Source organism: Proteus sp. FZP2095 (genome assembly GCF_023701425.1).
In the GTDB taxonomy this organism is placed as follows: Bacteria; Pseudomonadota; Gammaproteobacteria; order Enterobacterales; family Enterobacteriaceae; genus Proteus; species Proteus cibarius.
In genome coordinates this window covers 1,391,372-1,415,826 of sequence record NZ_JAMQBJ010000001.1, presented here as the reverse complement: position 1 = coordinate 1,415,826, position 24,455 = coordinate 1,391,372, and the positions used below count along the sequence as shown (strand labels likewise).

Sequence of the window (24,455 nt, the reverse complement as noted above, 5' to 3'; positions counted from 1 at the left end):
TATCTATTTTAGATAAGAGAAGTGTCACAAGGATGAGATAAATAACAGCACAGTGTGATCGGTTGGTGGCGTTAAAGTAAGTGGCATTTTCGTTTTATCCGTAACGCAAAACGCCATCAATATTGATGGCGTATCGTGTGAATTCTGATAATTATTGAGAAAACCTAAACCTGAATTTTACGCCCAGCCAGTGTTGAACGCTGTGCTTGCCCATCAGAACCATAAAGGGTTGGGCTGTGGTTCTTCTGCAAAAAACGGATAGCATCACTATTACGAGCGATATGTTGATCGAGCAGTAATCCGTTATGTTGATTCAGATATTTTAACTCCGCCGTAATGTCTATTATCTGTGTCCATAAATCAGATAAGAACGGCAACCCTTCATAAGGTTTTTCGACACCGGCTTGTAGGCTTAGCGTATGACGCTGTTGGTCTGTATGACCTAAAGCCGACAAGACAAAATTCTTCTGTTCAGTTACTTCGTGTAGGGCATTAATATCAATATTACCTGCGCATAATAACTGTTGTTCAGCACGTAAAATACCCGCAATGGTATTAAGCTGTGATAATTGAAGATCTAAAGTCTGGCGGAGTTCTTCCATCATAATCATTAAAATATTATTGAGTTATGCTTTCAGCAGCTTCACGGAAAAGAGCGTCCGCAATTTTACCGCTGTCCATGGTTAATGTTCCGTTGGCAATTGCTTCTTTTAAGCGAGCAACTTTCTCAACGTCAATGTCTTTATTTCCAGGTTGAACAAGTTTTTTCTGCGCTTCACTCAGTTTTACAGAAGTGTCGCCTGTTGCAGTTTTTTGTTCAGTTGTTCCCGATTTACGTGAGCCCTGAGTGACTTCACCCGGGTTACGTTGTGCAATTGCATTAATCGGAAGCAGTGGATTCGCGCGTTCAATACTCATAGGGAAATCCTTTGTTAGGCATCAATTAATAGTCAGATGAAGCCATTGTAAAACAACCTATGTGTTTTCGCCTATCATCTTGTTTCTTTATATCGGCTATGAAATCAAAAACTTTAATCTTAGTCGTCATACTCGTCATACTTTAAGTTGTAGCGTTGTTGGCAACACTCACTCGCACTAGTCACACTACTCGTCATACTTCAAGCCGTAGCGGTGTTGACCGCATTCACTCGCACTAGTCACATACTTATGTATGCTCCTAGCGATTCGTTCATTTGTCGCCTAGCTACAACTTGAATTATTTAGAGTATCTATATGCGATGTTTTAAATTATTGTCTAACTACAGCTTTAATTATTTAGAGTGAAAAATGTAGCGCAAGAGAGTTTACCTCGGCTTGCCATAACTGAAACGGGTAACAAGCAATTCAATTTAGGCTTATTCTGCTTATCAGCTTTTTAATCTATTAAAGAGGGATGCGTACAGAGCCGTTTTCCAGTGCTTCGCCAGTGACGATTTGGCCTGATTTAACTCTTACTCGAATAGTTTCATTGGCGACAGCATTGTTTATGGCTTTGCCTTCATAACGGATCTGAAAGTGAGGGCCTTGCGCAAATACAGTGACTTTTTGTCCCGCCAAAATAGCCCAAGGGCGACGAACCATTGTCGAAGTTAAAGGTTTTCCTGCGGATATTTGTCGCATTGCGATCGCATTTTTAATTAATGCAGGATCGCGTAATACATCATAAGGTAATTTTTCTAATTCACCCGTTGTCATGCTAACGACAGAAGTTTCAATCATGTCATCACGGCTGATGTCTTTTTTTGCGATTAAATATTTACCATTAACGCTAACATCAACTTGAATAAAACGACGTTGTTTATCACATTGAATTGGGATTGAAAGACGCCCCCAATTACGAGCACCAGCATGACGTTGGATCTCTTGTGTGTGGCAGACTGGCCATTTATCTTCTGGTGTTAAAACTGTCACAGTCACTTTATCGCCTTGTTGATGAAGTGCGACAAAGAAATCTTGTAGTTCTTCAGGGAGTGATTTCGCGACACTTACATTCACCATAAAGAAAAAAGAAAATAGACCGATAAGAGTTCTAACTAACATAATTTGTATCACCTTACAGAGTTGATGCTAATTGTGCGTTTGCCATTATTTAGCAATAACAGTGTACATCGACTTTGCACGCCTTAAACGCATAAATAGCAATCCAATTTACGCCTATTCCTCCAATCATCTTTTTTTTGAGCGTTTATTCTGTCAACTGAAATTGTTTTATCAGCTGAGGTAAGTGGCTTAGCCACCAAGGATAGAAGATGCTCGATAAATTAGAAAATACGTTTCATTTTCAACAAGAAGCGCTCTCAATACGTAATAAACGCCAAGAAATTCTCGCTGCGAATATCGCTAACGCAGATACCCCAGGCTTTCAGGCTCGTGATATTGATTTTGCTTCTGAATTGAAGAAAACCATTGAAAATGGGCGTACAGGTACTCATGGCATGCAATTGGCTATGACATCTGAACGCCATATCCCGATCAAACCCGGTTATCGCTTAGAAGCGGACTTACTCTATCGCGTGCCTCATCAAACTGCGATGGATGGTAATACCGTGGATATGGACATGGAACGTAGTAATTTTGCTGACAATAGCCTTAAGTATCAGGCTGATGTGACATTTATTAACTCGCAAGTTAAAAGCATGATGGCTGTATTGCAACAGTAGGGTAAAGAACATGTCTTTATTTAGTATTTTCGATATTTCAAGTTCAGCACTTTCAGCGCAATCACAGCGTTTAAACGTGAGTGCCAGCAATATGGCAAACGCTGACAGTGTTGCGGGTCCAGATGGCGACCCTTATCGTGCAAAACAGGTTGTTTTTCAGGTAAACGCACCTGCTGGTCAAGAAATTGGTGGTGTTCGTGTTACTGAAGTGGTGGATGATCCTGCGCCATTTCGTATGGAATATCAGCCGGGACATCCCTTTGCCGATGAAAAAGGGTATGTACGTATGCCAAATGTTGATGTTGTGGGTGAAATGATTAACACCATCTCTGCATCAAGAAGCTACCAAGCTAACGTCGAAGTGATGAACACGGCAAAATCGCTGATGCAAAAAACACTGATGATAGGTCAATAGGGAGAATAAATTGTGGGTATTTCCTCCTCAATGAATGAACCTTATGATAATACCATTATCGGGGATGCTCCTTCTTCATACCATACGAAAAAAAGTGGTAGTGATGATATTAAAGGGAATTTCCTGACACTTCTCATCACCCAGATGAAAAATCAAGATCCAACAAACCCAATGCAAAATAATGAGTTAACTTCCCAGTTAGCTCAGATTTCAACCGTTGAAGGCATTGAAACACTGAATAAAACAGTGAATAACATTGTTGGCCAGATTGACCAAAGTCAGGCGTTAAAAGCCTCTTCGCTGGTGGGACGAGGTGTTATGGTCGCAGGGAATAAAATTGTTGTCTTTCAGCCAACCGACGGTAAAGGTGAGACTGAAAATCCCGGTGATGGGGATGACACCATTCCAACACCTGACACTCAAAATGAAAAAACTCGTCAGCAAATGGGAACGTATAAAGCAGATGGTACGGATCCAAATACGCCTGACAGTGAACACCTTTTTTCAACACCTTTTGGTTTTGAATTACTCAGTCCAACCGATTCTCTTACGATAAACATCACCAATGCGAGTGGTGTGACCGTTCGTACAATCAATATGGACAAAAAGATGCTACCGGATGTTTATAACTTCTCTTGGGATTGTACTGATGAAAATGACAATCCTGTTCCACCGGGAAGCTATAAATTTACCGTTAACGCCACGCTTAATGATGCTCAGGTCCCTGTTAAGACACTGAATTATGCGCTGGTGAATAGTGTGTCCATGGTGGATGGTGGTGCCCGCCTTGATGTTGGCTTAGGTAATACCGTTTCATTGGATGAAATTCGTCAGGTTCTTTAACTAACACATATTCAACTTGGAGGGCGCATGTCCTTTTCACAAGCAGTAAGTGGTTTAAACGCAGCAGCCGCTAACTTAGATACTATCGGTAACAATATTTCTAACTCTGCAACCTACGGTTTTAAAGGTGCAAACGTTTCTTTTGCAGACGTTTTCGCCGGTTCAGGTGCAGGTCTGGGTGTTAAAGTTGCAGGCATTAGCCAAAACTTTAAAGACGGTAGTATCACAACCACTAACCGTCCAACAGACGTGGCAATTTCTGGCGGTGGTTTTTTCCGCATTGAAGACCAAAATGGCGGTGTTTTCTATTCACGTAACGGTGAATTTGGTAAAAATAAAGACGGTTTCCTGACCAATATGCAAGGTATGCGTGTAACAGGTTATCCAGTACAAGTTGTTGATGGTAAAAATGTTGTTCAAAAAGGGGCGACACCAACACCTATCGTTATTCCTACCGATATGATGAATGCCAGTGCAACAGACAAAATCAATATGGCGGTTAACCTGAATTCAGGTGAAGAGAAACCTGCTAAAACGCCATTTGATTCTAAAGATGGTGATACTTATAACTTCAGTACTAACGTTACCACTTACGATAGCTTAGGTAATGAACATAACCTGAACTTATTCTTTGTAAAAACTAATGACAATGAATGGAAAGTTTATGGGCAAGATACGTCAACTAAAATAGCAGGTGGTGCGCCAACGCCTCATCAAGATTTAGGCACTTTAAAATATACCAATGCAGGGGTGCTAGAGAGTTATACAAAGACCGATATGAATATTGCTTCTTTGAATGGCTCTGCTGTGGGTACTATCGAATTAGATTTCACTGGTAGCACTCAGCAAAAAGTCTCTGAATCCAGCGTATCTAAATTAGCGCAAAACGGTTACCAAGCAGGTGAATTCACCAACTTCCGTATTGAGCAAGATGGCTCAATCATGGCGACTTATTCAAACCAACAAAGCCAAGTTGTTGGTCAAATCGCATTAGCTAACTTTGCAAACGCAGGTGGTTTAAGCTCACAAGGCGACAATATGTGGTCTGAAACTAACGGTTCAGGTTCACCAATCGTCGGTGTTGCAGGCTCTGGTGTATTCGGCAAGTTAACCAATAACGCATTAGAAGCGTCTAACGTGGATATGAGCCAAGAGTTAGTCAACATGATCGTTGCTCAACGTAACTATCAATCAAACGCACAAACCATCAAGACTCAGGATCAGATCCTGCAGACTCTGGTTAGCTTGCGCTAATAACGCCGGAAATAATCTGTTATGGATCATGTGATTTATACCGCGATGGGCGGCGCCAGACATTCGATGGAAAATCAAGCTGTCGTGGCAAACAACTTAGCAAACGCATCAACGCCGGGATTCAAAGCGCAGCTTAGTGCAATGCGAGCCGTACCTGTCAATGGCGATACCTTACCGACTCGTACATTAACGGTAGCATCAACGCCAGGTAGCGATCAGAGTCAAGGAACGATGAATTATACTGGCCGCTCAATGGACGTTGCTTTAAGTGATAACGGCTATTTAGCGGTTCAGCTTGAAGATGGCACAGAAGCCTATACCCGAAACGGGAATATTCAACGTAACGCTGACGGCATGTTGATGGTACAAGGGCGTTTGTTAATGGGTGATAACGGTGCGATTGAAGTACCTGCTCAAGCAAATGTTAGTATTGCCAATAACGGTATTGTGACTGCGCATGTGCCTACTGATCCACCAAAAATGCTGGGTCAAATTGGTCGTCTGAAAATGGTAAAACCAGAGCAAAACGACTTAGTTCGTGGTGATGATGGGTTATTCCATTTATCACCGAAAGGAGTTGCGCGTGCTGGTGAGGAATTACCTGCAGATGATAGCGTGAAGGTGTTAGCTGGTGTGTTAGAGGGCAGTAATGTCAATCCAGCAGAAGCCATGGTCGATATGATAGCAAACGCAAGACGTTTCGAAATGCAAATGAAGGTTATCCATAGCGCTGATGATAATGCGCAACGAGCTAACCAATTGCTATCACTGAGTTAAATAGTGTAAGGGGAAAACCATGATCCGTTCTTTATGGATTGCTAAAACTGGGTTGGATGCACAACAGACAAACATGGATGTGATTTCCAACAACCTCGCAAACGTCAGCACCAATGGCTTTAAACGTCAGCGTGCGGTTTTCGAAGATTTACTGTATCAAACCATTCGCCAGCCTGGTGCGATGACGTCTGAACAGACAAATGCACCTTCAGGTTTACAAATTGGTACGGGTGTTCGTCCAGTTGCGACTGAGCGTTTACATAGTCAAGGTAATTTGGCTCAAACTAATGGTACTCGTGATGTGGCGATTAAAGGACAGGGTTTCTTCCATGTCCAGTTACCTGATGGTACAGACGCTTATACCCGTGATGGCTCTTTTCAAATGGATCAAAATGGGCAATTAGTCACCACTAGTGGTTTCCAAGTTGTGCCTGCAATTATTCTTCCTGAAACTGCGAAAAAGGTCATGATTGGTCGTGATGGTACAGTCAGTGTTGAGATTGAAGGCTCCCCTGCGCCACAACAAGTGGGTCAATTGACACTAACTACCTTTATTAATGACAGCGGATTAGAAAGTGTCGGTGAAAACTTGTACTTAGAAACTGCAAGTTCTGGCGCACCTACTGAAAATGCCCCGGGTATCAACGGCGCAGGCTTGTTGTATCAGGGATATGTTGAAACCTCTAACGTTAATGTAGCTGAAGAGCTGGTCAATATGATCCAAACTCAACGTGCTTATGAAATTAACAGTAAAGCGATTTCAACATCTGATCAGATGTTACAGAAACTAACGCAACTCTAATTTCGTTTGTTCATTAGCCTGACAGGGTTTCCTGTCAGGCGTATTACTAAAAGAGTATCGAAGATGGATACAAAGGTCATTACTGACAATTCTGGGGCAAGAAAGCTTAGTGTCAGATGGCGTCGTCATCAACGTTTAGGTACCGCCCTGTTGGTACTGACACTGTCGGGATGCGCATATATACCCAAAAAACCGTTAGTGGAAGGCAACACAACGGCGGTTCCAACGGCACCGACTGCACCGGCACCCAATGGCTCTATTTTTCAGGCAACTCAGCCTGTTTATTTTGGCTATCAACCTTTATTTGAAGATAGACGTCCTCGCAATATAGGCGATACGCTGACTATTACATTGCAAGAGAATGTCAGTGCAAGCAAAAACTCATCTGCAAATGCCAGCCGTAATGGTAAAGCAGGATTCCTTGCTGCGATTACGCCGGGATTCTTAGAAGGAATATTTGGTAATAAACGCACAGATATGAGTATGGAAGGGAACAGTGACTTTGGCGGTAAAGGTGGCGCAAATGCGAACAATACCTTTAAAGGCACCATTACAGTTACCGTCGATCAGCTCCTTGCCAATGGAAACCTGCATGTTATTGGCGAAAAGCAAATTGCTATCAATCAAGGTACTGAATTTATCCGTTTCTCAGGTGTTGTGAACCCAAGAACTATCAGTGGTACTAATACCGTAAATTCAACCCAAGTTGCTGATGCGCGTATTGAATATATCGGAGACGGTTATATCAATGAAGCACAGTCTATGGGATGGCTACAACGCTTCTTCTTAAATGTATCACCTTTTTAATGAGTAGGGTCCAGATGAAAAAAATAGCGATGAGCCTTTTCTTTATCGTGATGACATGTGTCGGTTTTTCCGCTCATGCTGAACGGATCAGAGATCTCACCTCTGTTGAAGGGGTAAGAGAAAATGCGCTGATTGGTTATGGTTTGGTTGTGGGATTAGATGGAACGGGTGACCAAACAATGCAAACCCCGTTTACCACGCAAAGTCTGAATAACATGCTCTCACAATTGGGGATCACAGTACCACCCGGCACCAATATGCAATTGAAAAACGTTGCTGCGGTAATGGTAACTGCAAAATTACCGCCTTTTGGTCGTACAGGGCAATCCATCGACGTTGTTGTTTCATCCTTAGGTAATGCAAAAAGCTTACGTGGTGGTACGTTGCTGATGACACCGCTAAAAGGTGTTGATAATCAGGTTTATGCTTTAGCACAAGGCAATATTATTGTTGGGGGAGCAGGTGCATCTGCGGGTGGTAATAGTGTTAAGGTTAACCAGTTAGCGGGTGGGCGCATTAGCAGCGGTGCTATCATTGAACGTGAACTGCCTTCGCAATTTGGTCAAACTGGTCTGCTGAACTTACAACTGAATGAAGAAAACTTCACTTTGGCACAACACATTTCTGACACTGTTAATAAATTACGAGGTGTGGGTACCGCTATTCCTTTAGATGCACGTACAGTTCAATTACGTGTTCCTATTGGTAAAAGTGAACAAGTACGTTTCTTGGCTGAAGTACAGAATCTTGAAATTAAACGTGTTGTTGCAGATGCGAAAGTGATCATCAATGCAAGAACGGGTTCTGTTGTTATGAATCGTGATGTGACATTAGGAAGCTGTGCGATTGCCCAAGGCAACCTTTCCGTTACGGTCGATAGCCAAGTGAATGTAAGCCAACCTAATACTCCGTTCGCGGGCGGTAGCACCGTCGTAACGCGTAATACCAGCGTGAATATGAGTGAACAAGGTGGCTCATTACAGAAAGTTAATGCAAGCGCAAGCTTAAACGAAGTGATCCGCACATTAAATGCACTTGGTGCAACACCAACAGATTTAATGTCAATTTTGCAAGCAATGGAAAGCGCGGGTTGCTTACGTGCGAGATTGGAGATTATCTGATGAAAGATTTATCTCTGCTTTCTTCAATGCCAGCGATGTCAGGGCCGGCATATGATAGTAATGCATTGAATAAACTTAAATATCAGGTTGGACAAAATGCTGATCAGCAAGGGCTGCGCCAAGTGGCGCAGCAACTTGAAGGCGTTTTTGTTCAAATGATGTTAAAAAGCATGCGTGACGCCATTCCTCAAGAAAGCATGTTCAACTCAGAAAGTACCAAGATGTACACCTCTCTTTATGATCAACAAATCGCTCAAGACTTATCACAAAAAGGCTTAGGCTTTGCTGACATGATAGAAAAACAACTTTCTGCCAAAGTCACGATGGAGCCTAGCGAAATGGCGGGTAAAACACCGATGCCATTAGATGGTAGTGATATTTTTCAATCCATGCCAACACAAGCCTTGGGGCAAATTTATCGTGCTATGCAGCCTTATCAAAATGCAGTTGAAAGCACGATTGGTAAGCTTAAAGGCTTATCTGAAAGCAGTGCTTCTTTTGCATCAAAACTGTTAGGGCCTGCGAAACAAGCCACAGAAGGTACAGGTGTACACCATCTTTTAGTTGTTGCTCAAGCTGCGCTTGAATCCGGTTGGGGTAAGCGTGAAATTCTAACCGGTGACGGCAAACCAAGTTATAACCTGTTTGGTATCAAAGCAGGAAGTAGCTGGAAAGGGCCTGTCACGAATATCATGACAACTGAAGTGATTGATGGTAACTCGATTAAAATGCGTGATAATTTCCGTGTTTATGGCTCCTATGTTGAAGCTATTCAAGATTATCTCAGACTTATCACTGAAAGCCCTCGTTACGCCAAAGTACCTCAAGCTCAAACCCCTGAACAAGCAGCTTACCGTATTCAAGAAGCGGGTTATGCCACCGATCCGGGTTATGCGAAAAAACTGGTTTCAATTATTGGTCAATTAAAAGGAAGTGGTGAGCAAGTTGCTAAAACTTATACTCACGATTTAAGCGACCTATTTTAATCATTTTCCCCTCAAGTTTAGAGGGGAAGAACCGATAATAAAGACCAGAGCATTCATATCAATTGCCCAGTTATGCTCCGTACATACGGGAGATGACTAAACGTAAAAGGATAGACAAATGTCCAATAGTTTAATTAATACAGCGATGAGCGGACTTAATGCGGCACAAGCTGCGATGAGCACTATCAGTAATAACATCGCTAATCAGAAAGTTAGTTGGTATAACCGTCAAATGACAGTATTTAATGAAAACGGGGGTACGATGACCGGTAATGGCTATATCGGTAATGGCGTAAACGTCAGTCGTATTCATCGTGAGTACAATGAATTCCTGGCTGGTCAATTGAATCGTGCCGTGACTAAGCAAAGCGCCCTAAATAGCTATACTAAAAACATCTCACAAATTAATGATTTGTTAGCAGATAAAGGGAATGATGTTTCGAGTGCAATTGACGAATTCTTTACTAGCTTACCAAACGTAACCAATAATGCAGAAGATAATCCTGCGCGTACAACGGTTATTGGTAAAGCGGAAGCCATGGTTAATATGTTTGCTAAAGCAGACCAATCATTGCGTGATCTGGAAAAAGATATCAATAGTCAGGTGACGAATACCTCTAAAAATATCAATGAATATACAAAGCAGATTGCCAAATTAAATAATGAAATTAGTCGTTCTAAAGGCTTTAATGGCGCTGATCCGAATGACTTATTAGACCAACGTGATCGTTTAGTTCAAGAATTGAATACATTAGTGGATGTTCAAGTTACACAACAAGACGGTGGTTTTGTTAACGTGACATTTGCTAATGGTTTACCGTTAGTTTCTGGTACACGCGCTTATGAAGTGTCCGCTATTCCATCAAACAAAAACAGTGAACGCCTTGTTATCGGTTATAGCAACGGTATTGATGAAGTTCGTGAAGTGGATGCAAAACGCATTAAAGGCGGTGAACTTGGTGGTGCATACCGTAGCCGTAACGAAGTATTAGATCCAAGCCGTAATCAATTGAATCAATTAGCATTAGTGTTGGGTGATCAATTTAATAAACAACACAAAGAAGGCTATGATTTGAATGGCGACAAAGGTGAGGATTTCTTTAAGTTAGGTGGTGCTCATGTGATGACGAACGGTAAAAACAAAGGTGATGCTACCTTTGATGTGAAATATACCGATTCTAAAGAAGTGAAAGCTGCTGACTATACCGTTACATATGAGAGTGGCAAATGGAATGTCACAGTAGAACCTGGTGAACGTAAATTTCAAGCCACACCTGATGCGACAACGGGCGAATTAAAATTCGAAGGTATGAGTATCAAAGTTAATGGCACACCACAAGAAGGTGATTCTATTGTGGTCCAATCTGTGGGTAATGTGATTGCAGGTATGGAAGTGGCTGTGACGGATCCAAGTAAGATTGCGGCTGCTGGCTCTAAAGATACAGGTCCAAGCGATAACGAAAATATGAAAAAATTGTTTGAGTTACCTGATGAAAAAATTATTGATGGTAAAACAACAATTGCTGGTGGGTATGGCTCATTGATCAGTATGGTGGGTAATAAAGTCAATACAGCACAAGTTGATTTTGATGCACAGACCTCAATCACCAAAAGTATTCAGTCTCAGCAACAATCTGTTTCTGGTGTGAACTTGGATGAAGAATACGGTGAAATGTATCGTATCCAAGAATATTACATGGCAAATGCTAAAGTTATTCAAACAGCAAATACCATGTTTGATGCGATTATGCAGGTTTTATAAGCCTCATGAATTAAGGAATAAATTGTGCGCTTAAGTTCAAATCAAATATTTTCCCAGCGAATGGATAATATCACCAGTTCGCAAAGCAAATGGATGACTGAAGGAAATAAAATCTCCAGTGGTCGTCGTGTTGAAAAACCATCAGATGATCCAATGGCGGCTTCTCAAGCCGTTATGGTTAAGCAATCTGAATCACGTAACCAGCAATATGCAACAGCGCGTGGGTTTGCAAAAAACAGTATGTCTTTGCAAATGAGTTTAGCCAGTCAAATGGTTAATATTACAACTAAAATTCAAGAAACGCTGGTTGCTGCGGGTAATGATGCAACATTAAGCGATGAAGACCGCTCATCTCTTGCTGATCAATTACAAGGTTTAAAAGATCAGCTAGTGGGGATTGGTAATACAAAAGATGGTGTGGGTCGCTATATTTTTGCCGGTTTCCAATCAGATAAACCGCCTTTTGTGGCTGATGCAACAGGCAAAATCACCTACCAAGGTGGTGATAAACAAATTACCCAAAAAGTAGATAGCAATATTGAAATGGTCACTAACTTCACTGGGATTGAAACATTACAATCTTCAGGAAGTAAAGGAACAGCACCGGATATTTTTGAAGCATTAGATGGTGCTATTACTGCATTACGTGAACCTTTAACAGGTAAACCACAAGCTGATCGCGATGCAGCATTAGAAAAAATTGATGCTGCAAACCGCGTTAACCGTGCAACGTTAAATAATATTTCAAGTGTAGAAGCTAAATTAGGTTTACAACTTCAAGAGCTTGATAACTTAGATGATTTAGGTGCGGATACGTCATTAAGAAACGCAAAACGTTTAAGTGAATTACGTGATTTAGACTGGACGCAAGCCATTTCTGATTATTACCAAGAAGAGTCTGTATTACAGGCTTCTTATAAAGTCTTTAACGACATGAAAGATATGTCGATGTTCAAAATGTATCGCTAATTATTTAGTATCGTTTTAAGATATTTTGATATCACCCCTGGTATTTATTTATCAGGGGATTTTTTTATTTATTAAAAGCAATAAACTATATTTTCTTTTTTAGTGCTAAGAATAAGATTTTGTCTTGAGTCGAAGAAGCTTTGAAACCATGATGAAGGTAGAAATGTTTTGCGTTTTCAGTTAAAGCATGAACCATAATCGCTCTAACACCAATGTTTTCAGCTACATGATGACAACGCAAAACTGCATCTCTTAACAAATCGGCACCAAGACCTTTTCCATGAAAAGTTTTATCAACAGCAAGTCTAGCTAAAATGATCACGGGTATTGGGTCTGGCATATTGCGACGAATATGACTCATTGCTTCAGTATGGTTAACACTACCTGTTGCTAAAGAATAGTACCCAACAACACGTTTTTTATTTTTTTCACAGACCACAAATGTACGGGATGCACCTAAAAATTGGTTTTTTAAACCTCTTTGTTTTATCCAGTTATCTAATACATTTTCACTACTATAAAAATCAGCCACTTCATGTGAGTTTGATAACGGCTCAGGTGCTGTTACTTTTCCCATAATGGTTTTCTCATTAATAACTTTTCAAGAGCAGGGTCAATATCAACCGGCGCATCAATAATTTCTATAAATTCCGCATATTGAGCATCATTTAAATTAAAGGTTCTACGGTCTAAAATGACGTCTTCAGCAGCTTGGCATGCTGTCTCAAGAATAAAGTCAGTACGAGATTTATGGAGAATTTCAGCAGCAGTATCAATAAGTGCGCGTTGTGATTCTTTAGCGCGAATATTGAGTTGTACATCAGCTTTCATATCACGCCTCCTTGTATAGCAATTGATATACATTGATTGTAGAATAAACAAACAATATTAGCTACAAAAAAACCGATAAATTTTAATTCGAGGACTGCGATTAAAAATCAGTCGATTTAAATCTCAAGAAACCAGCTGTTGTAATATTAAAGTGATGCGATTAAACGTATCGCTAAAGACACGCTCTGTAAATACAGGTAATGCAGGCATAATCATAGATAATGCTAACATACCGATAGTCAGCGTAAGAGGGAAACCAACCACAAAGACAGAAAGCTGTGGTGTCATACGGTTTAGAATACCTAATGAAAGGTTAAGTACTAAAAGTAGGGTGATTAATGGCATGGCTAGCATCATACCGTTAATAAAGATTGTGCCACCACTTTGAACTAAAGTAAGAATACCTAAAGAGTTAAAAGTCTGATTTCCAATAGGAACAACATAGAACGTATCAACTAATATAGACAATAGCCATAAATGACCATCAAAGACCATAAATAACAGCATTGTTAGCATATTAAAAATACGTGCCAGAATAGGCATATTAGGGCCACCTGATGGATCAACGAAGGTGGCGAATGAAAGCCCCATTTGTAAACCAATCACTTCACCAGCATGACGAACAGACGCGAACGCCAACTGCATCGATAACCCTAGAATTGTGCCAATCAAAATTTGTTGCAACAACACCCAAAAAGCAATAAGCGAGAATAAAGGCACATGACTTTGCGGTAAGCCCGGTGCGACTAATGCGGTAATCAAAAAGGCGAGTGCAATGCGAAATTTTTTAGGTGTTTGCCTTTCACTAAATAGCGGTGCAGTGCTAAAAAGGGCGAGTATACGCACAAATGGCCAGAAAAAATCACTAATGTAGCCGTTAAGCATTTCACTGGTCAGGGTTATCATTGCTATTAACCAATCATCCCAGGAATGCCAGTAAATAAGTTATGCATATAATCTACAAGTAAACTTAACATCCAAGGGCCAGCAACTAAAATCGCGGCTAATACAGCAAGAATTTTCGGGATAAACGATAATGTCATTTCGTTTATCTGTGTTGCAGCTTGGAGCATACTGATCACAAGACCCGTCACCAGAGCGGACAATAAAAGAGGGCCTGCTAGTGATAAAGCGATTTTCATCGCTTCAGTACCTAGTGCTAAGACAGATTCTGGTGTCATGGGGTTACCTCTGCGCTAATTGAAAAAGCTTTGTGCAAGCGAGCCTAATATTAATTGCCAACCATCGACTAAAACAAAAAGCATAAGTTTAAATGGTAATGAAACTGTGGCAGGTGGCACCATCATCATACCTAGCGCCATCAACACACTGGCAACAACTAAGTCGATAATAAGAAAAGGAATAAAAATCATAAAACCGATTTGAAAGGCGGTTTTTAGCTCACTCGTAATATAAGCGGGAACCAAAATACGCATCGGTACACTTTCGCGAGTTTCAAATGCAGGTGCATCAGCAAGGCGAGCAAACAGCGCTAAGTCAGTTTCACGAGTTTGTTGCATCATAAACTGGCGCAAAGGTTTAGAGCCATTCTCTAAGGCTTGCTCAAAGGTAATTTGATCTTCAGTAAATGGCATATAGGCATCTTGATAAATTTTATCAAAAACCGGTGCCATAATGAAAAAGGTCATAAATAACGCCAAACCAAGAACGACTTGGTTTGGTGGTGCAGAAGGTGTACCTAAAGCATTACGTAATAATCCAAGGACAATAATAATGCGGGTAAAACTGGTCATCATCAGCAAAACAGCAGGAATAAACCCTAAAGCTGTAATGAAGATTAATGTTTGAACTGGTAATGACCAACTTTGGCCACCACCTGGTAAAGGCTGTGTAATAACACCCGGAAATTGGGCAAACGCACTGCTAGGTAACAAGATTAAAACCAGCACACTAGCGAAGAGACGCCAACGCTTTAATGCGTTAAAAAAAGTGACACACTGATGCATTATGAGTTGCCTTTATCTCGCTTTAGCGTTTTTTGTAATATTTGAGTAAACAATGGCGATGTTGGTGATGAGGTCGCTTCCTGCGAGGCTTTTTCAGGGATGGGTAATTTATGCAACAGATTTACCTGTGATGCGGTTACCCCTAATACAAGCCATTCCTGTTCAATCTCAACCACCACCACTCGTTCTTTCGCACCTAACGAACAACTTGCTTTGACACTCAGTTGTGCTGTTGTTCCTTTAAATGAACTACGGGTAAAGCCAAAACGGCGAAATAACCACATAGCAACAATAATAAGAACAATGATGCCCGCAAGTGCCGTGCTAACTTGAGCAAGACTTTGACCTACAGGCAACGGTTGTGTAGGTGTTTGAACAGTTTGTGTTGTAGCGGGTGCGGTAGTATTTACCGCACCTTGGCTGGAAAAGGAAGGAAGCTGTTCCATAGATTAACGGCTCAGACGACGCATACGTTCTGATGGTGTAATGATATCGGTAATACGAATACCGTATTTATCAGAAACAACCACAACTTCACCTTGAGCGATTAAATAACCATTGATAAGAATATCAAGAGGCTCACCTGCTAAACCATCCAGTGAAACGACAGAACCTTGTGACAGGCTCAGTAATTTTTTAATGGTCATTTTGGTGCGGCCTAACTCTACTGTTAATTTGACTGGAATATCCATAATCAAATTGATGTCAGAGAGATGATTCAGCGTATCGTCTTCAGGTAAAAGATGTTCAAATAGATCGGAACTATTATCCTGGCTTTTCCCAGTTTGCTGTTCCATTGCATCAGCCCACATATCCTCAGCCGATTGTGAATTATCAGTTGGGCGATTTGCATCACTCATTGGTTTGTTCCTCATCCAGAGCGTTTAAAACAGGGTTAATTAGGTGTTCAACACGAAGGGCATATTGCCCATTTACTGTACCGTATTGGCTTGTTAATACGGGCACACCATCAACATGTGCAATCAATCTTTCTGGTTTATCAATCGGGATAACATCCCCTTCTTTAAGTGTTAACACTTTTGATAAACGCAGTGGGATGTCAGTAAAGTTTGCGACCAGTTCAAGCTCTGAATGCTGAACTTGGTTGACTAAACTATCTAACCAAACCCCATCTTCTTGACGGACATTTTCAATTGGTGGATTGATCAGTCGTTCACGTAATGGTTCAATCATGGCAAACGGGATACAAATACTAAATTCCCCAACCATTGAGCCAATTTCTACCTGAAAAGGTGTCGTAACGACAATGTCATTCGGTGATGAGGTGATATTGGTAAATTTCACCTGCATTTCAGAACGAACATATTCCACCTGAATTTTGAATATGGAATCCCAAGCATCACGGTAGGCATCAAGTGCCAGTTTCAACATTTTGTTGATGATCCGCTGCTCTGTGTTGGTAAATTCACGTCCTTCCACAGGGATTGGAAAACGGCCATCACCACCAAACAGGTTATCTACCGCGATATAAACCAGATTTGGTTCAAAGGTAAATAATGCTGTTCCTCGTAACGGTTTTAAATGCACCAAGTTAAGGTTCGTTGGCACAGGTAAGTTACGAGCAAAGTCGTGATAAGGGTGAATTTTAACGCCACCAACAGTAATGTCAGGACTCCGACGGAGCATGTTAAACAGCCCCATACGGAATTGACGTGCAAAGCGTTCGTTAATAATTTCTAACGACTGTAAACGTTCTCGAACCACACGACGTTGCGTGTTGGGGTCATAAGGCTGAATATCCGGTTCATTCGGATCCTTCGCTATCGCAGGTTCCCTGTTCGCGCTTTTTTTGGCGTCGTCACCTGATGTGTCATCATTCAGCAGAGCATCAATCTCTGCCTGTGAAAGGATATTATCGCTCATAATGATTATCGCAGAATAAACGTGGTAAACAGTACATCGGAGAGGATCTGTTCAGATTCTCCCGGTACGAGAGTCGGTCTCAGCGTTTCTTTTACATCCGTCATTAGCTGGAGTTTTCCATTGTCTGTCGCGAGCTTATTAGCCTGTTGACGAGAAAGCAGTAATAACAAGCGGCTACGAACCTCTGGTAAATAATCATGTAGACGCTTACGAGTGTCTTCATTATGCAATCTTAATGTGATCCCTATGTAGAGCACTCTGTCTAAGTGTTCTTCGTCATCAATTAGATTTACCGTAAAGGGTTCTAATGACATAAAAACGGGTGCTGGTATAACTTTTTGCTGACTTGTGCCCGCTGAACCTGATTTAGCATGCTTCAATGCCCACCAACTATATCCACCGAATGCCGCTGCAATAATGGCGATCACCAATAAAACGATGATCAGAATTAAGCTATAGCTTTTACGTTCATTGCTGTAATTAGACATGGACAGTTAAATTCCTGTTTTGTAGTGGATACGTGTTCACTGTTGTGGACTTCCATATCCATCTAAATCAACCTTAATTATCCCGCTATTTCTGTTTTTTAATTGCAGAAACAGATAGGGAAAAAACCATTAACTCTTACGTTTATTGACATAGTGTGTCCTCCCAATACATTTGTATTAGGCGAAAATATCAACACCACCACGAGCAGATGCTAATTCTTGAGGCGTAAGGGTTATCTTTTGTAGTGCCGTTTCAGAGGCTAATTGCAGAGAATTACCCTCGCTTCCTTGATGATTATCGGCACCATCTCCACTAAATTGAGAGGAATCTGACATATTTTGTTGTTGCCAACTGTCATTAGTGTCGCTAGACACTTGACTCTGCGTGAGCTGGATCCCATTTTCAGAGAGGGCTTGACGCAATTGATGCATGGCATTTTCTAATACAGAACGAACTTGTCCGCTTTGTGAAGCAAGGTGCAACTGTGCTTGCCCATCTTCTATTTTCATGCGGATATGCAATGAACCTAGCTCTTCAGGGTGTAAACGTAGCTCTGCCTTTTGTAAGCCATTACGGCTAAACATCACAATTTGTTGATTAAGTTGCTGTTGCCACTCTTGTGTTCCTACTTGTGCATTTAATACCGGTGTTGCCATCGGTGAAAATTGCATTTGTGGTTGTGTTGATGAGTGAGCATGACCTGTAATACTCTGTGAAGCCAAAGAAGAAGAGGTAGAAAGGGTGTTGTGAAGATCGGTTTCTACAACACGATTACCTGCCACCATTTGCTGAGCAACATTGTCCGCTAATTTTGCATTTGCAACTTGTTTATCGCCGTTTAGTAATGCATTCACTTTTTCTGCTGTTGGCGTTAAAAGTGTTGCGATGCTATCTCCTTTTTTCGCAGAAGTTTTTTCTGTTTGATTAGCACCGACACGTGTACTTTCTGTCGTTAATGTCGCTGTCTCTGGACGTAGCTGAGTTAACAAGGACTTTTCATCTGATTTTGATAGATTAAGCTTGTCGGTAAGGTTGAAGTCCGACATATCGTTATCTTTTGAAATAGTACGTGCTAATGAAGCTAAACCTTCATCCTGTTTAACTGATTGATGCTGTTGTAATGCTTGAGTCAGTTGTTCAGAGGGAAGGGTAAGACGCTTTAATCCAGATAGTCCTGCTAACTGAACAGGAAGTTCAGCAGCTAGCTCTTCTGCTGACATTAATAAAGAAGGGGTCTTATTTTCAACAATAGCTGCAAATTGTTCATTATCCGGCAAAGTAAGAGTCAATTGAGATTTCTCAAGAGATGACTCTTCTATCACATTGGGTTCTGTAGTGACAGACGCAAGATGACTACCGTCTTCTTTTGTTTTGTCTTCATCAGAGTGTGAATGTGCTTTGTTTTCTTTCGTTGAAGGGTTTGTGATATTAGCTGTCTTTTTATCACTCTGTGCGTTTTGAGGTTGAGAGCCCAAAAGCTGAGCAAATGTCGGGGCATTATCACCGGGCTGACTATTTGAAGCGGATGTCGTTCCCGGAGAGGCTGCAGCGACATCCATGGTCAGAAGCGTTATCTCCATCAAGTTGTTCTCCGTAAAGTACTACGCTGTGCGTACTCGTCCATTTGTTTCTGTTCAATACGATCAAGATGTCGCTTACGGCTATCTTCAGCGCGTTGCTCCAAAGTCTCAAATGCATTGAGTCGTTGCTGTTTTTCTCTCCATTGTTCAGTTGCAAGATCAAGTTGCGCCTGCCAATGTTGAAGTTGTTGTTTATGTTGTTCGATAGTCAATTCGAGCGTTTTGAGAAATTGTTGGTAGTTTTGCCACGATGCTGACGACATCCCCCCTAAATTTAACGTTTCATTTAGACGTACACGGTATTCATCCTGATACCCAATCAACATATTGAGTTGCTGTTCCATTTGTTGATGACTCTGCCGGACCTGAGCCAGTTGAATAGCGGCTTGTTCAGCCGCTGTCTGTGCCAGTTCTCTCAGTGTCACTAAAGGTGACTGCTCCCGCATTGGAACCCTCTTTACTTTCTCTGATTATGTTCAGAATTAGTTTACTGTGATCAGTTGATTAAGTTGCTCACATGCACTTTGATAACTGCATTGCTCTTGGATATCTTGTTGTAAGAACTTCGCTAGGGACGGATAAAGAGCAATGGCTTTATCAAGCATAGGATCACTACCCGCAGCATAAGCACCTACGTTAATTAAATCGCGGTTACGTTGATAACTCGATAAAAGCTGTTTAAACACTTGCACACGACGATAATGTGTTTTATCAATCAGTGACGTCATTGCACGGCTAATAGACGCTTCGATATCGATAGCAGGGTAGTGCCCAGATTCTGCAAGAGAACGCGAAAGCACAATATGACCATCTAAAATCGCACGCGCGGAGTCTGCAATTGGATCTTGCTGATCATCGCCTTCTGTTAAAACAGTATAGAAAGCCGTGATAGAGCCACCACCATCAACGCCATTTCCCGCACGTTCAACCAGTGCTGGTAATTTTGCAAAGACAGAAGGTGGATAGCCTTTGGTTGCAGGCGGTTCGCCTACTGCAAGGGCAATTTCACGTTGTGCCATACTGTAACGTGTAAGTGAATCCATAATCAGTAAGACGTGTTTTCCACGATCACGAAAATCTTCGGCAATACGTGTTGCATAAGAAGCACCTTGCATACGAAGAAGTGGTGATACGTCAGCAGGTGCTGCCACAACCACAGAGCGCGCTAAGCCTTCAGTACCGAGAATATTTTCGATAAAGTCTTTAACTTCACGTCCACGTTCACCAATTAATCCAACAACAATCACATCAGCCTGAGTAAAACGCGCCATCATGCCTAATAGCACACTCTTACCTACACCAGAGCCTGCAAAAAGCCCCATACGCTGACCACGACCCACAGTTAACAGTGAGTTGATTGCACGCACGCCCACATCCAATACATCGGTAATTGGAGTACGTTGTAACGGGTTGATAGGCGGTGTAATTAGTGGTGCGCGATAATCGGTATCTGGTGGTGGTAAACCATCTAAAGGATAACCCGAGCCATCTAAAACACGTCCTAATAGCGCATCTCCAAGAGGCAACTGGCGACCTTCATTTTCACCACCCGGAGTGGCCTGTGCATAAACACGGGCACCCGGTGTTAATCCCTCGACTTCCTGTAAAGGCATTAACAACATTTGGCTACCGTTGAACCCAACGACTTCACTTTCAACTTCTTCAACAGTTTTACCAATGGTACGTTCTATTAAACACGTAGAGCCAAGGGGCATAACAAGCCCCTTAGCTTCCATGACTAAACCTGTTGCTCTGGTTAAACGACCATATTGACGTACACGCGGAATTTTATTTAAACGCGCTTCTGCATCACTGAGTTTTTCTAACCAACGCCCCAATCTTGCTGTCATTACAACGCCTCCGGAGCAGCAAGACGACAAAGCTCATGCCAACGAGTTGCAATCGTGGCATCGAGATCGCCATCATTTGTCACAACACGACATCCACCAACATGAATACTGTTATCGGCAACCACTTTCCAACCATGAGCAGAAAGTGAATCACCCAGATCTTTTTCAATCTGTGGAATATGTTTTGGGTTAACTCTTAACTGTGGGTTGTTTGAGAACATTTGTTCCTGTTGCAACATTAAGGTGATTTGCGCCAGTAATGCAGAACCATCACAAACGGCAGGCTGACCTAAAACTTCTTTTGCCGCTGTGAGGGCGATTTGCATTAAACGTGAAGCAATAACACTGTCTAACCCATTTAAAGAGTGCCTAAACTCAGCCAACAATCCTTGCCATTCATTAATTAATGGTGATTGTTGAGCAATGCCTTGGCGAATACCTTCTTCAATACCTGATTGTAATCCAGCCTGATAGCCTTCCTGATAACCCTGGTTTTTCCCTGCCTCAAAGCCTTCAGCGTGGCCCAATTTCTGGGCCTTGTCTTTCATGTCATCAAGCATATTAATTTGCTCAAGGACTTTCTGTTGCTGAACGACTTCTTTTTCCTGTTTTTCGACTTCCTTTTCGTCTTCTGTCGTTTCCTCGACCGTTAATGCCCAATCAGTGAGTTCTTTTGGAACCCAAGGCTTCCAGTTAGTATCAGTATGTTTATCAGACATAGGTATCGTCTCCTCCATGAAGAACAACCTCTCCAGTCTCTGCTAATTTGCGTACCACAAGCAGAATAGCTTTCTGCTCTGCTTCCACTTGAGACATACGGACAGGGCCGCGAGAATTCAAGTCATCACGCATGATCTCAGCAGCACGTTGCGACATATTGTTGAGGAAGTGATCGCGCAGCTCTTGATCGCATCCTTTCAATGCCACAACCAGGGAGTCGGATTCCACTTCCTGTAGAATGCGCTGGATAGAGCGGTTGTCGATATCGATAAGGTTTTCGAATAGGAACATTTCGTCGATAATTTTTTGTGCCAATTCGCCGTCGTAATCGCGAACCGCAGTAATGACGTTCTCTTCCTGCTGGCTCTTCATTAAGTTGATGATTTCAGCAGCAGTACGAACACCACCCATTTTACTGCGTTTGAGGTTTTGGCCATCAAGCAGATTATTCAGTACTTCAGTTAACTCTGCTAATGCTGACGGCTGAACACCACCAAATGTTGCGATACGTAACATCACGTCATTACGTAATTTCTCATCAAACAGGGCAAGAATATCTGCCGCTTGACCCCGTTTAAGGTGAACCAAGATAGTTGCGATAATCTGCGGATGTTCGTCGCGGATAATATCGGCAGCCATTTGTGGTTCCATAAAGTTAAGTGTCTCGATACCCGTTGTTGTTTCACGAGTTTCTGAGATCTCATCTAATAGATTATTCGCACGTTCTTCACCCAAGGCTTTAACCAGAACAGAGCGTAAATAATCGTTCGCATTGACGTTCAATGCTGCGTATTGAACTGCGTCTTCTTCAAAGCTTGCCATAACATCAATCAATTGCTGATTTGAGATATGACGCATTGATGACATTGCAATACTCAGCTGTTGAACTTCGCGTGTACTTAGATGTTTAAATACTTCCGCCGCACGGTCTTCACCGAGTGTTAGTAACATAACGGCGCTTTTTTCGGTTCCAGTTAAGTTATTACTCATTGCTCTTTACTCATCCATTGACGAATTACCATTGCGACGACACGAGGATCTTTCTCTGCCATCTCACGGATACGTTGGCTCTGCAATTCGGCACTCACACGTTTACGTGCTTGTTTACGTCTTGCTTCGTCATCTAATTCTGCTTCATCAACATCATCTTTAACTTGTAGCTTGGTTTTCAGTACAGCTTTCTGTGCAGCAATTTCAGCTTCACGGCGTTTTTCAAGCTGTGGTTTCACCAGTTTGCGCCATAAGATCCATGCGATGATGACAAGTAATAACCAGCGACCTAAGTCTAATGCTTTCGCCAGAATCTCTGGATTTTCCCATACAGGAACGGTGATCACTTTCTCTTCAGTATCGTTGAACTGTGAGTTCACGACACTTAACGAGTCACCACGTTCTTGGGAATAGCCCATCGCTTCACGAACAAGCCCTTCAATTTGCTGAATTTGTTCATCAGTTAGTGGAACAAGTTTAGTTTCAACAATAGGCTCTTCACCTTCAGCCGCTTCTTTCTTATCTTCAACTGTTTTGTAGTTCACAATAACAGCGACAGAAAGACGCTCAACGTTACCTACTGGACGTTTGATATGGCGAATTCGGCGATCAACTTCATAGTTGGTCGTTTCATCTAAACGGCTATTGCTGTTTGGATTACGCGTTAATGTGCGATTTGTACCCGTACCCGTTGCATTGGCGTCATCTGTTTTCTCACCTTCTTGCGCTTTTGGTGCTTCAATAGGCGCTTGAGGTGGGGCAACAGGCTGATTAGATAATGCACCAGGAACACCGCCAGCTAACATGCCTCCATTTTGCTCACTTTGGCTCAACTGTTTTGAACGTACAGCGGCTTGGTTTGGTGGCTGATTTGGTTTGTACTCTTCTGCTGTTTCTTCGGTATGAGAGAAATCAACTTGAGCCGTCACCTGTGCATGAACGTTTCCACGACCTACAATTGGGCTTAATAACGTTTCAATGCGTTGCTGGTAACGATTTTCTAGCTCTTGAACATATTTCAATTGGGTAGAGTTAAGGTCACGACCCATTGCATCAGGCTGTGTCAATAATTTACCGCTTTGATCAACGATGGTCACACTGCTGTCAGGCATGCCCGCAACACTGCTCGCAACGATATGCACGATGGCATTAATTTGACCTTCATCCAGCGCTCTACCCTGTAAAAGACCCACCGTAACGGATGCAGAAGGGGATTTCTGTTCACGAACAAAAAGAGATGGCTTTGGTAGTGCTAAATGAACACGAGCATTTTGTACAGGACCTAATGTCTCGATAGTGCGAGCAAGCTCACCTTCAAGTGCACGTTGATAGTTAATTTGTTCACTAAATTGGCTGATCCCGAACTTTTCTTTATCTAACAGTTCAAAACCGGCAGCACCGCCTTTTGGAAGTCCCGCTTGCGCGAGTTTCAGGCGTAATTCATGAACCTGATTGTCAGGCACCATAATCGCCGCGCCATTTTGTGACAAGCGATAAGGTACATTCATCTGTGTTAACTGTGTGACAATTTCGCCACCGTCTTTATCGCTAAGATTACTATAAAGCACTTTATAATCAGGGCTTTGTAACCATAAAAATGCAGCAACAAAAATGGCAATAGCCGCCGAACCCGCAATGATGAGCGGAATTTTCGGATCGGCTTTTATCCGGTTAATAATGGCGTTAAAACCCTTATTCTGGTTCACAACGTCGGTTTTTTCGGCATTCATAGACAATCCTTGCCTTGT

Annotated in this window: 29 protein-coding genes; 11 read left to right on the top strand and 18 right to left on the bottom strand. The window is 42.0% G+C overall.

The window, feature by feature from the left end; all coding sequences use genetic code 11:
- Positions 1 to 164: 164 nt before the first annotated feature.
- From NBG71_RS06915 to flgA, 3 genes are all read right to left on the bottom strand, one after another.
- Positions 165 to 602: a flagella synthesis protein FlgN gene (locus NBG71_RS06915; protein ID WP_231135773.1), complete on the bottom strand. Its 438-nt coding sequence runs from the start codon at positions 600 to 602 to the stop codon at positions 165 to 167.
- Between the two features lie 16 nt (positions 603 to 618).
- On the bottom strand, positions 619 to 918 hold the full coding sequence (flgM, locus tag NBG71_RS06910) for a flagellar biosynthesis anti-sigma factor FlgM (RefSeq protein ID WP_075673036.1): 300 nt from the start codon (positions 916 to 918) through the stop codon (positions 619 to 621).
- A gap of 465 nt (positions 919 to 1,383) precedes the next feature.
- Positions 1,384 to 2,040: a flagellar basal body P-ring formation chaperone FlgA gene (gene flgA / locus NBG71_RS06905; RefSeq protein ID WP_250916713.1), complete on the bottom strand. Its 657-nt coding sequence runs from the start codon at positions 2,038 to 2,040 to the stop codon at positions 1,384 to 1,386.
- Positions 2,041 to 2,249: 209 nt separating this feature from the next.
- Between flgA and flgB the strand changes: the two genes are divergently transcribed.
- From flgB to flgL, 11 genes are all read left to right on the top strand, one after another.
- Positions 2,250 to 2,660, top strand: coding sequence for a flagellar basal body rod protein FlgB (gene flgB, locus NBG71_RS06900; protein WP_075673034.1), 411 nt, complete (start codon positions 2,250 to 2,252; stop codon positions 2,658 to 2,660).
- A gap of 10 nt (positions 2,661 to 2,670) precedes the next feature.
- Positions 2,671 to 3,075 carry a flagellar basal body rod protein FlgC gene (flgC, locus tag NBG71_RS06895; protein ID WP_023581815.1) on the top strand — a complete coding sequence of 135 codons (405 nt, stop codon included), beginning with the start codon at positions 2,671 to 2,673 and terminating at the stop codon, positions 3,073 to 3,075.
- Between the two features lie 12 nt (positions 3,076 to 3,087).
- Entirely contained in the window at positions 3,088 to 3,918 is an 831-nt protein-coding gene (locus NBG71_RS06890; protein WP_099660623.1) for a flagellar hook assembly protein FlgD, read from the top strand.
- Between the two features lie 27 nt (positions 3,919 to 3,945).
- Entirely contained in the window at positions 3,946 to 5,172 is a 1,227-nt protein-coding gene (gene flgE / locus NBG71_RS06885; RefSeq protein WP_099660622.1) for a flagellar hook protein FlgE, read from the top strand.
- A 21-nt stretch (positions 5,173 to 5,193) separates the two neighbouring features.
- Positions 5,194 to 5,949, top strand: coding sequence for a flagellar basal body rod protein FlgF (locus tag NBG71_RS06880; protein ID WP_075673031.1), 756 nt, complete (start codon positions 5,194 to 5,196; stop codon positions 5,947 to 5,949).
- Positions 5,950 to 5,968: 19 nt separating this feature from the next.
- Complete coding sequence (gene flgG, locus NBG71_RS06875; protein WP_036935743.1) at positions 5,969 to 6,751, top strand: flagellar basal-body rod protein FlgG; 783 nt, start codon at positions 5,969 to 5,971, stop codon at positions 6,749 to 6,751.
- 63 nt (positions 6,752 to 6,814) lie between these two features.
- Positions 6,815 to 7,558, top strand: coding sequence for a flagellar basal body L-ring protein FlgH (locus NBG71_RS06870; protein ID WP_075673030.1), 744 nt, complete (start codon positions 6,815 to 6,817; stop codon positions 7,556 to 7,558).
- A gap of 14 nt (positions 7,559 to 7,572) precedes the next feature.
- Positions 7,573 to 8,679 (top strand): flagellar basal body P-ring protein FlgI, encoded by a 1,107-nt coding sequence (locus tag NBG71_RS06865; RefSeq protein ID WP_075673029.1) that lies wholly within the window; start codon positions 7,573 to 7,575, stop codon positions 8,677 to 8,679.
- Positions 8,679 to 9,665, top strand: a complete 987-nt coding sequence (flgJ, locus tag NBG71_RS06860; protein ID WP_109418912.1) for a flagellar assembly peptidoglycan hydrolase FlgJ — start codon at positions 8,679 to 8,681, stop codon at positions 9,663 to 9,665. The genes NBG71_RS06865 and flgJ overlap by 1 nt, the downstream gene beginning before the upstream one ends.
- 118 nt (positions 9,666 to 9,783) lie before the next feature.
- Positions 9,784 to 11,427, top strand: coding sequence for a flagellar hook-associated protein FlgK (gene flgK / locus NBG71_RS06855; RefSeq protein WP_075673027.1), 1,644 nt, complete (start codon positions 9,784 to 9,786; stop codon positions 11,425 to 11,427).
- Positions 11,428 to 11,451: 24 nt separating this feature from the next.
- Positions 11,452 to 12,396 (top strand): flagellar hook-associated protein FlgL, encoded by a 945-nt coding sequence (gene flgL / locus NBG71_RS06850; RefSeq protein ID WP_087802138.1) that lies wholly within the window; start codon positions 11,452 to 11,454, stop codon positions 12,394 to 12,396.
- A gap of 85 nt (positions 12,397 to 12,481) precedes the next feature.
- On the opposite strand, the gene NBG71_RS06845 is transcribed toward flgL, so the two are convergent.
- The 15 genes from NBG71_RS06845 to fliF all read right to left on the bottom strand — a co-directional run bounded on the left by NBG71_RS06845 (position 12,482) and on the right by fliF (position 24,437).
- Positions 12,482 to 12,973 (bottom strand): GNAT family N-acetyltransferase, encoded by a 492-nt coding sequence (locus tag NBG71_RS06845; RefSeq protein ID WP_075673025.1) that lies wholly within the window; start codon positions 12,971 to 12,973, stop codon positions 12,482 to 12,484.
- Positions 12,961 to 13,227 carry a type II toxin-antitoxin system TacA family antitoxin gene (locus tag NBG71_RS06840; RefSeq protein WP_075673024.1) on the bottom strand — a complete coding sequence of 89 codons (267 nt, stop codon included), beginning with the start codon at positions 13,225 to 13,227 and terminating at the stop codon, positions 12,961 to 12,963. Before NBG71_RS06840 ends, NBG71_RS06845 begins: the two co-directional genes overlap by 13 nt.
- Before the next feature lie 123 nt (positions 13,228 to 13,350).
- Positions 13,351 to 14,133, bottom strand: a complete 783-nt coding sequence (gene fliR / locus NBG71_RS06835; protein ID WP_075673023.1) for a flagellar biosynthetic protein FliR — start codon at positions 14,131 to 14,133, stop codon at positions 13,351 to 13,353.
- A 5-nt stretch (positions 14,134 to 14,138) separates the two neighbouring features.
- Positions 14,139 to 14,408, bottom strand: a complete 270-nt coding sequence (fliQ, locus tag NBG71_RS06830) for a flagellar biosynthesis protein FliQ (RefSeq protein WP_069367481.1) — start codon at positions 14,406 to 14,408, stop codon at positions 14,139 to 14,141.
- A 15-nt stretch (positions 14,409 to 14,423) separates the two neighbouring features.
- Positions 14,424 to 15,194 carry a flagellar type III secretion system pore protein FliP gene (fliP, locus tag NBG71_RS06825; RefSeq protein ID WP_023581828.1) on the bottom strand — a complete coding sequence of 257 codons (771 nt, stop codon included), beginning with the start codon at positions 15,192 to 15,194 and terminating at the stop codon, positions 14,424 to 14,426.
- Positions 15,194 to 15,640 carry a flagellar biosynthetic protein FliO gene (gene fliO, locus NBG71_RS06820; RefSeq protein ID WP_250916712.1) on the bottom strand — a complete coding sequence of 149 codons (447 nt, stop codon included), beginning with the start codon at positions 15,638 to 15,640 and terminating at the stop codon, positions 15,194 to 15,196. Before fliO ends, fliP begins: the two co-directional genes overlap by 1 nt.
- Before the next feature lie 3 nt (positions 15,641 to 15,643).
- Positions 15,644 to 16,054 (bottom strand): flagellar motor switch protein FliN, encoded by a 411-nt coding sequence (fliN, locus tag NBG71_RS06815; protein WP_006533153.1) that lies wholly within the window; start codon positions 16,052 to 16,054, stop codon positions 15,644 to 15,646.
- Complete coding sequence (gene fliM, locus NBG71_RS06810; protein ID WP_023581831.1) at positions 16,047 to 17,078, bottom strand: flagellar motor switch protein FliM; 1,032 nt, start codon at positions 17,076 to 17,078, stop codon at positions 16,047 to 16,049. The genes fliN and fliM overlap by 8 nt, the downstream gene beginning before the upstream one ends.
- A 5-nt stretch (positions 17,079 to 17,083) precedes the next feature.
- The gene (gene fliL, locus NBG71_RS06805; RefSeq protein ID WP_006533151.1) at positions 17,084 to 17,566 is read right to left on the bottom strand and encodes a flagellar basal body-associated protein FliL; all 483 of its coding nucleotides are present in this window, start codon (positions 17,564 to 17,566) and stop codon (positions 17,084 to 17,086) included.
- Positions 17,567 to 17,743: 177 nt separating this feature from the next.
- Entirely contained in the window at positions 17,744 to 19,147 is a 1,404-nt protein-coding gene (locus NBG71_RS06800; RefSeq protein ID WP_075673021.1) for a flagellar hook-length control protein FliK, read from the bottom strand.
- On the bottom strand, positions 19,147 to 19,593 hold the full coding sequence (gene fliJ, locus NBG71_RS06795) for a flagellar export protein FliJ (RefSeq protein ID WP_006533149.1): 447 nt from the start codon (positions 19,591 to 19,593) through the stop codon (positions 19,147 to 19,149). Before fliJ ends, NBG71_RS06800 begins: the two co-directional genes overlap by 1 nt.
- Before the next feature lie 36 nt (positions 19,594 to 19,629).
- Positions 19,630 to 20,997: a flagellar protein export ATPase FliI gene (fliI, locus tag NBG71_RS06790; RefSeq protein ID WP_075673020.1), complete on the bottom strand. Its 1,368-nt coding sequence runs from the start codon at positions 20,995 to 20,997 to the stop codon at positions 19,630 to 19,632.
- Positions 20,997 to 21,716, bottom strand: coding sequence for a flagellar assembly protein FliH (gene fliH / locus NBG71_RS06785; protein ID WP_159241972.1), 720 nt, complete (start codon positions 21,714 to 21,716; stop codon positions 20,997 to 20,999). Before fliH ends, fliI begins: the two co-directional genes overlap by 1 nt.
- Complete coding sequence (fliG, locus tag NBG71_RS06780; protein WP_006533145.1) at positions 21,709 to 22,707, bottom strand: flagellar motor switch protein FliG; 999 nt, start codon at positions 22,705 to 22,707, stop codon at positions 21,709 to 21,711. Before fliG ends, fliH begins: the two co-directional genes overlap by 8 nt.
- Entirely contained in the window at positions 22,704 to 24,437 is a 1,734-nt protein-coding gene (fliF, locus tag NBG71_RS06775; RefSeq protein WP_075673019.1) for a flagellar basal-body MS-ring/collar protein FliF, read from the bottom strand. Before fliF ends, fliG begins: the two co-directional genes overlap by 4 nt.
- Between the last annotated feature and the right edge of the window lie 18 nt (positions 24,438 to 24,455).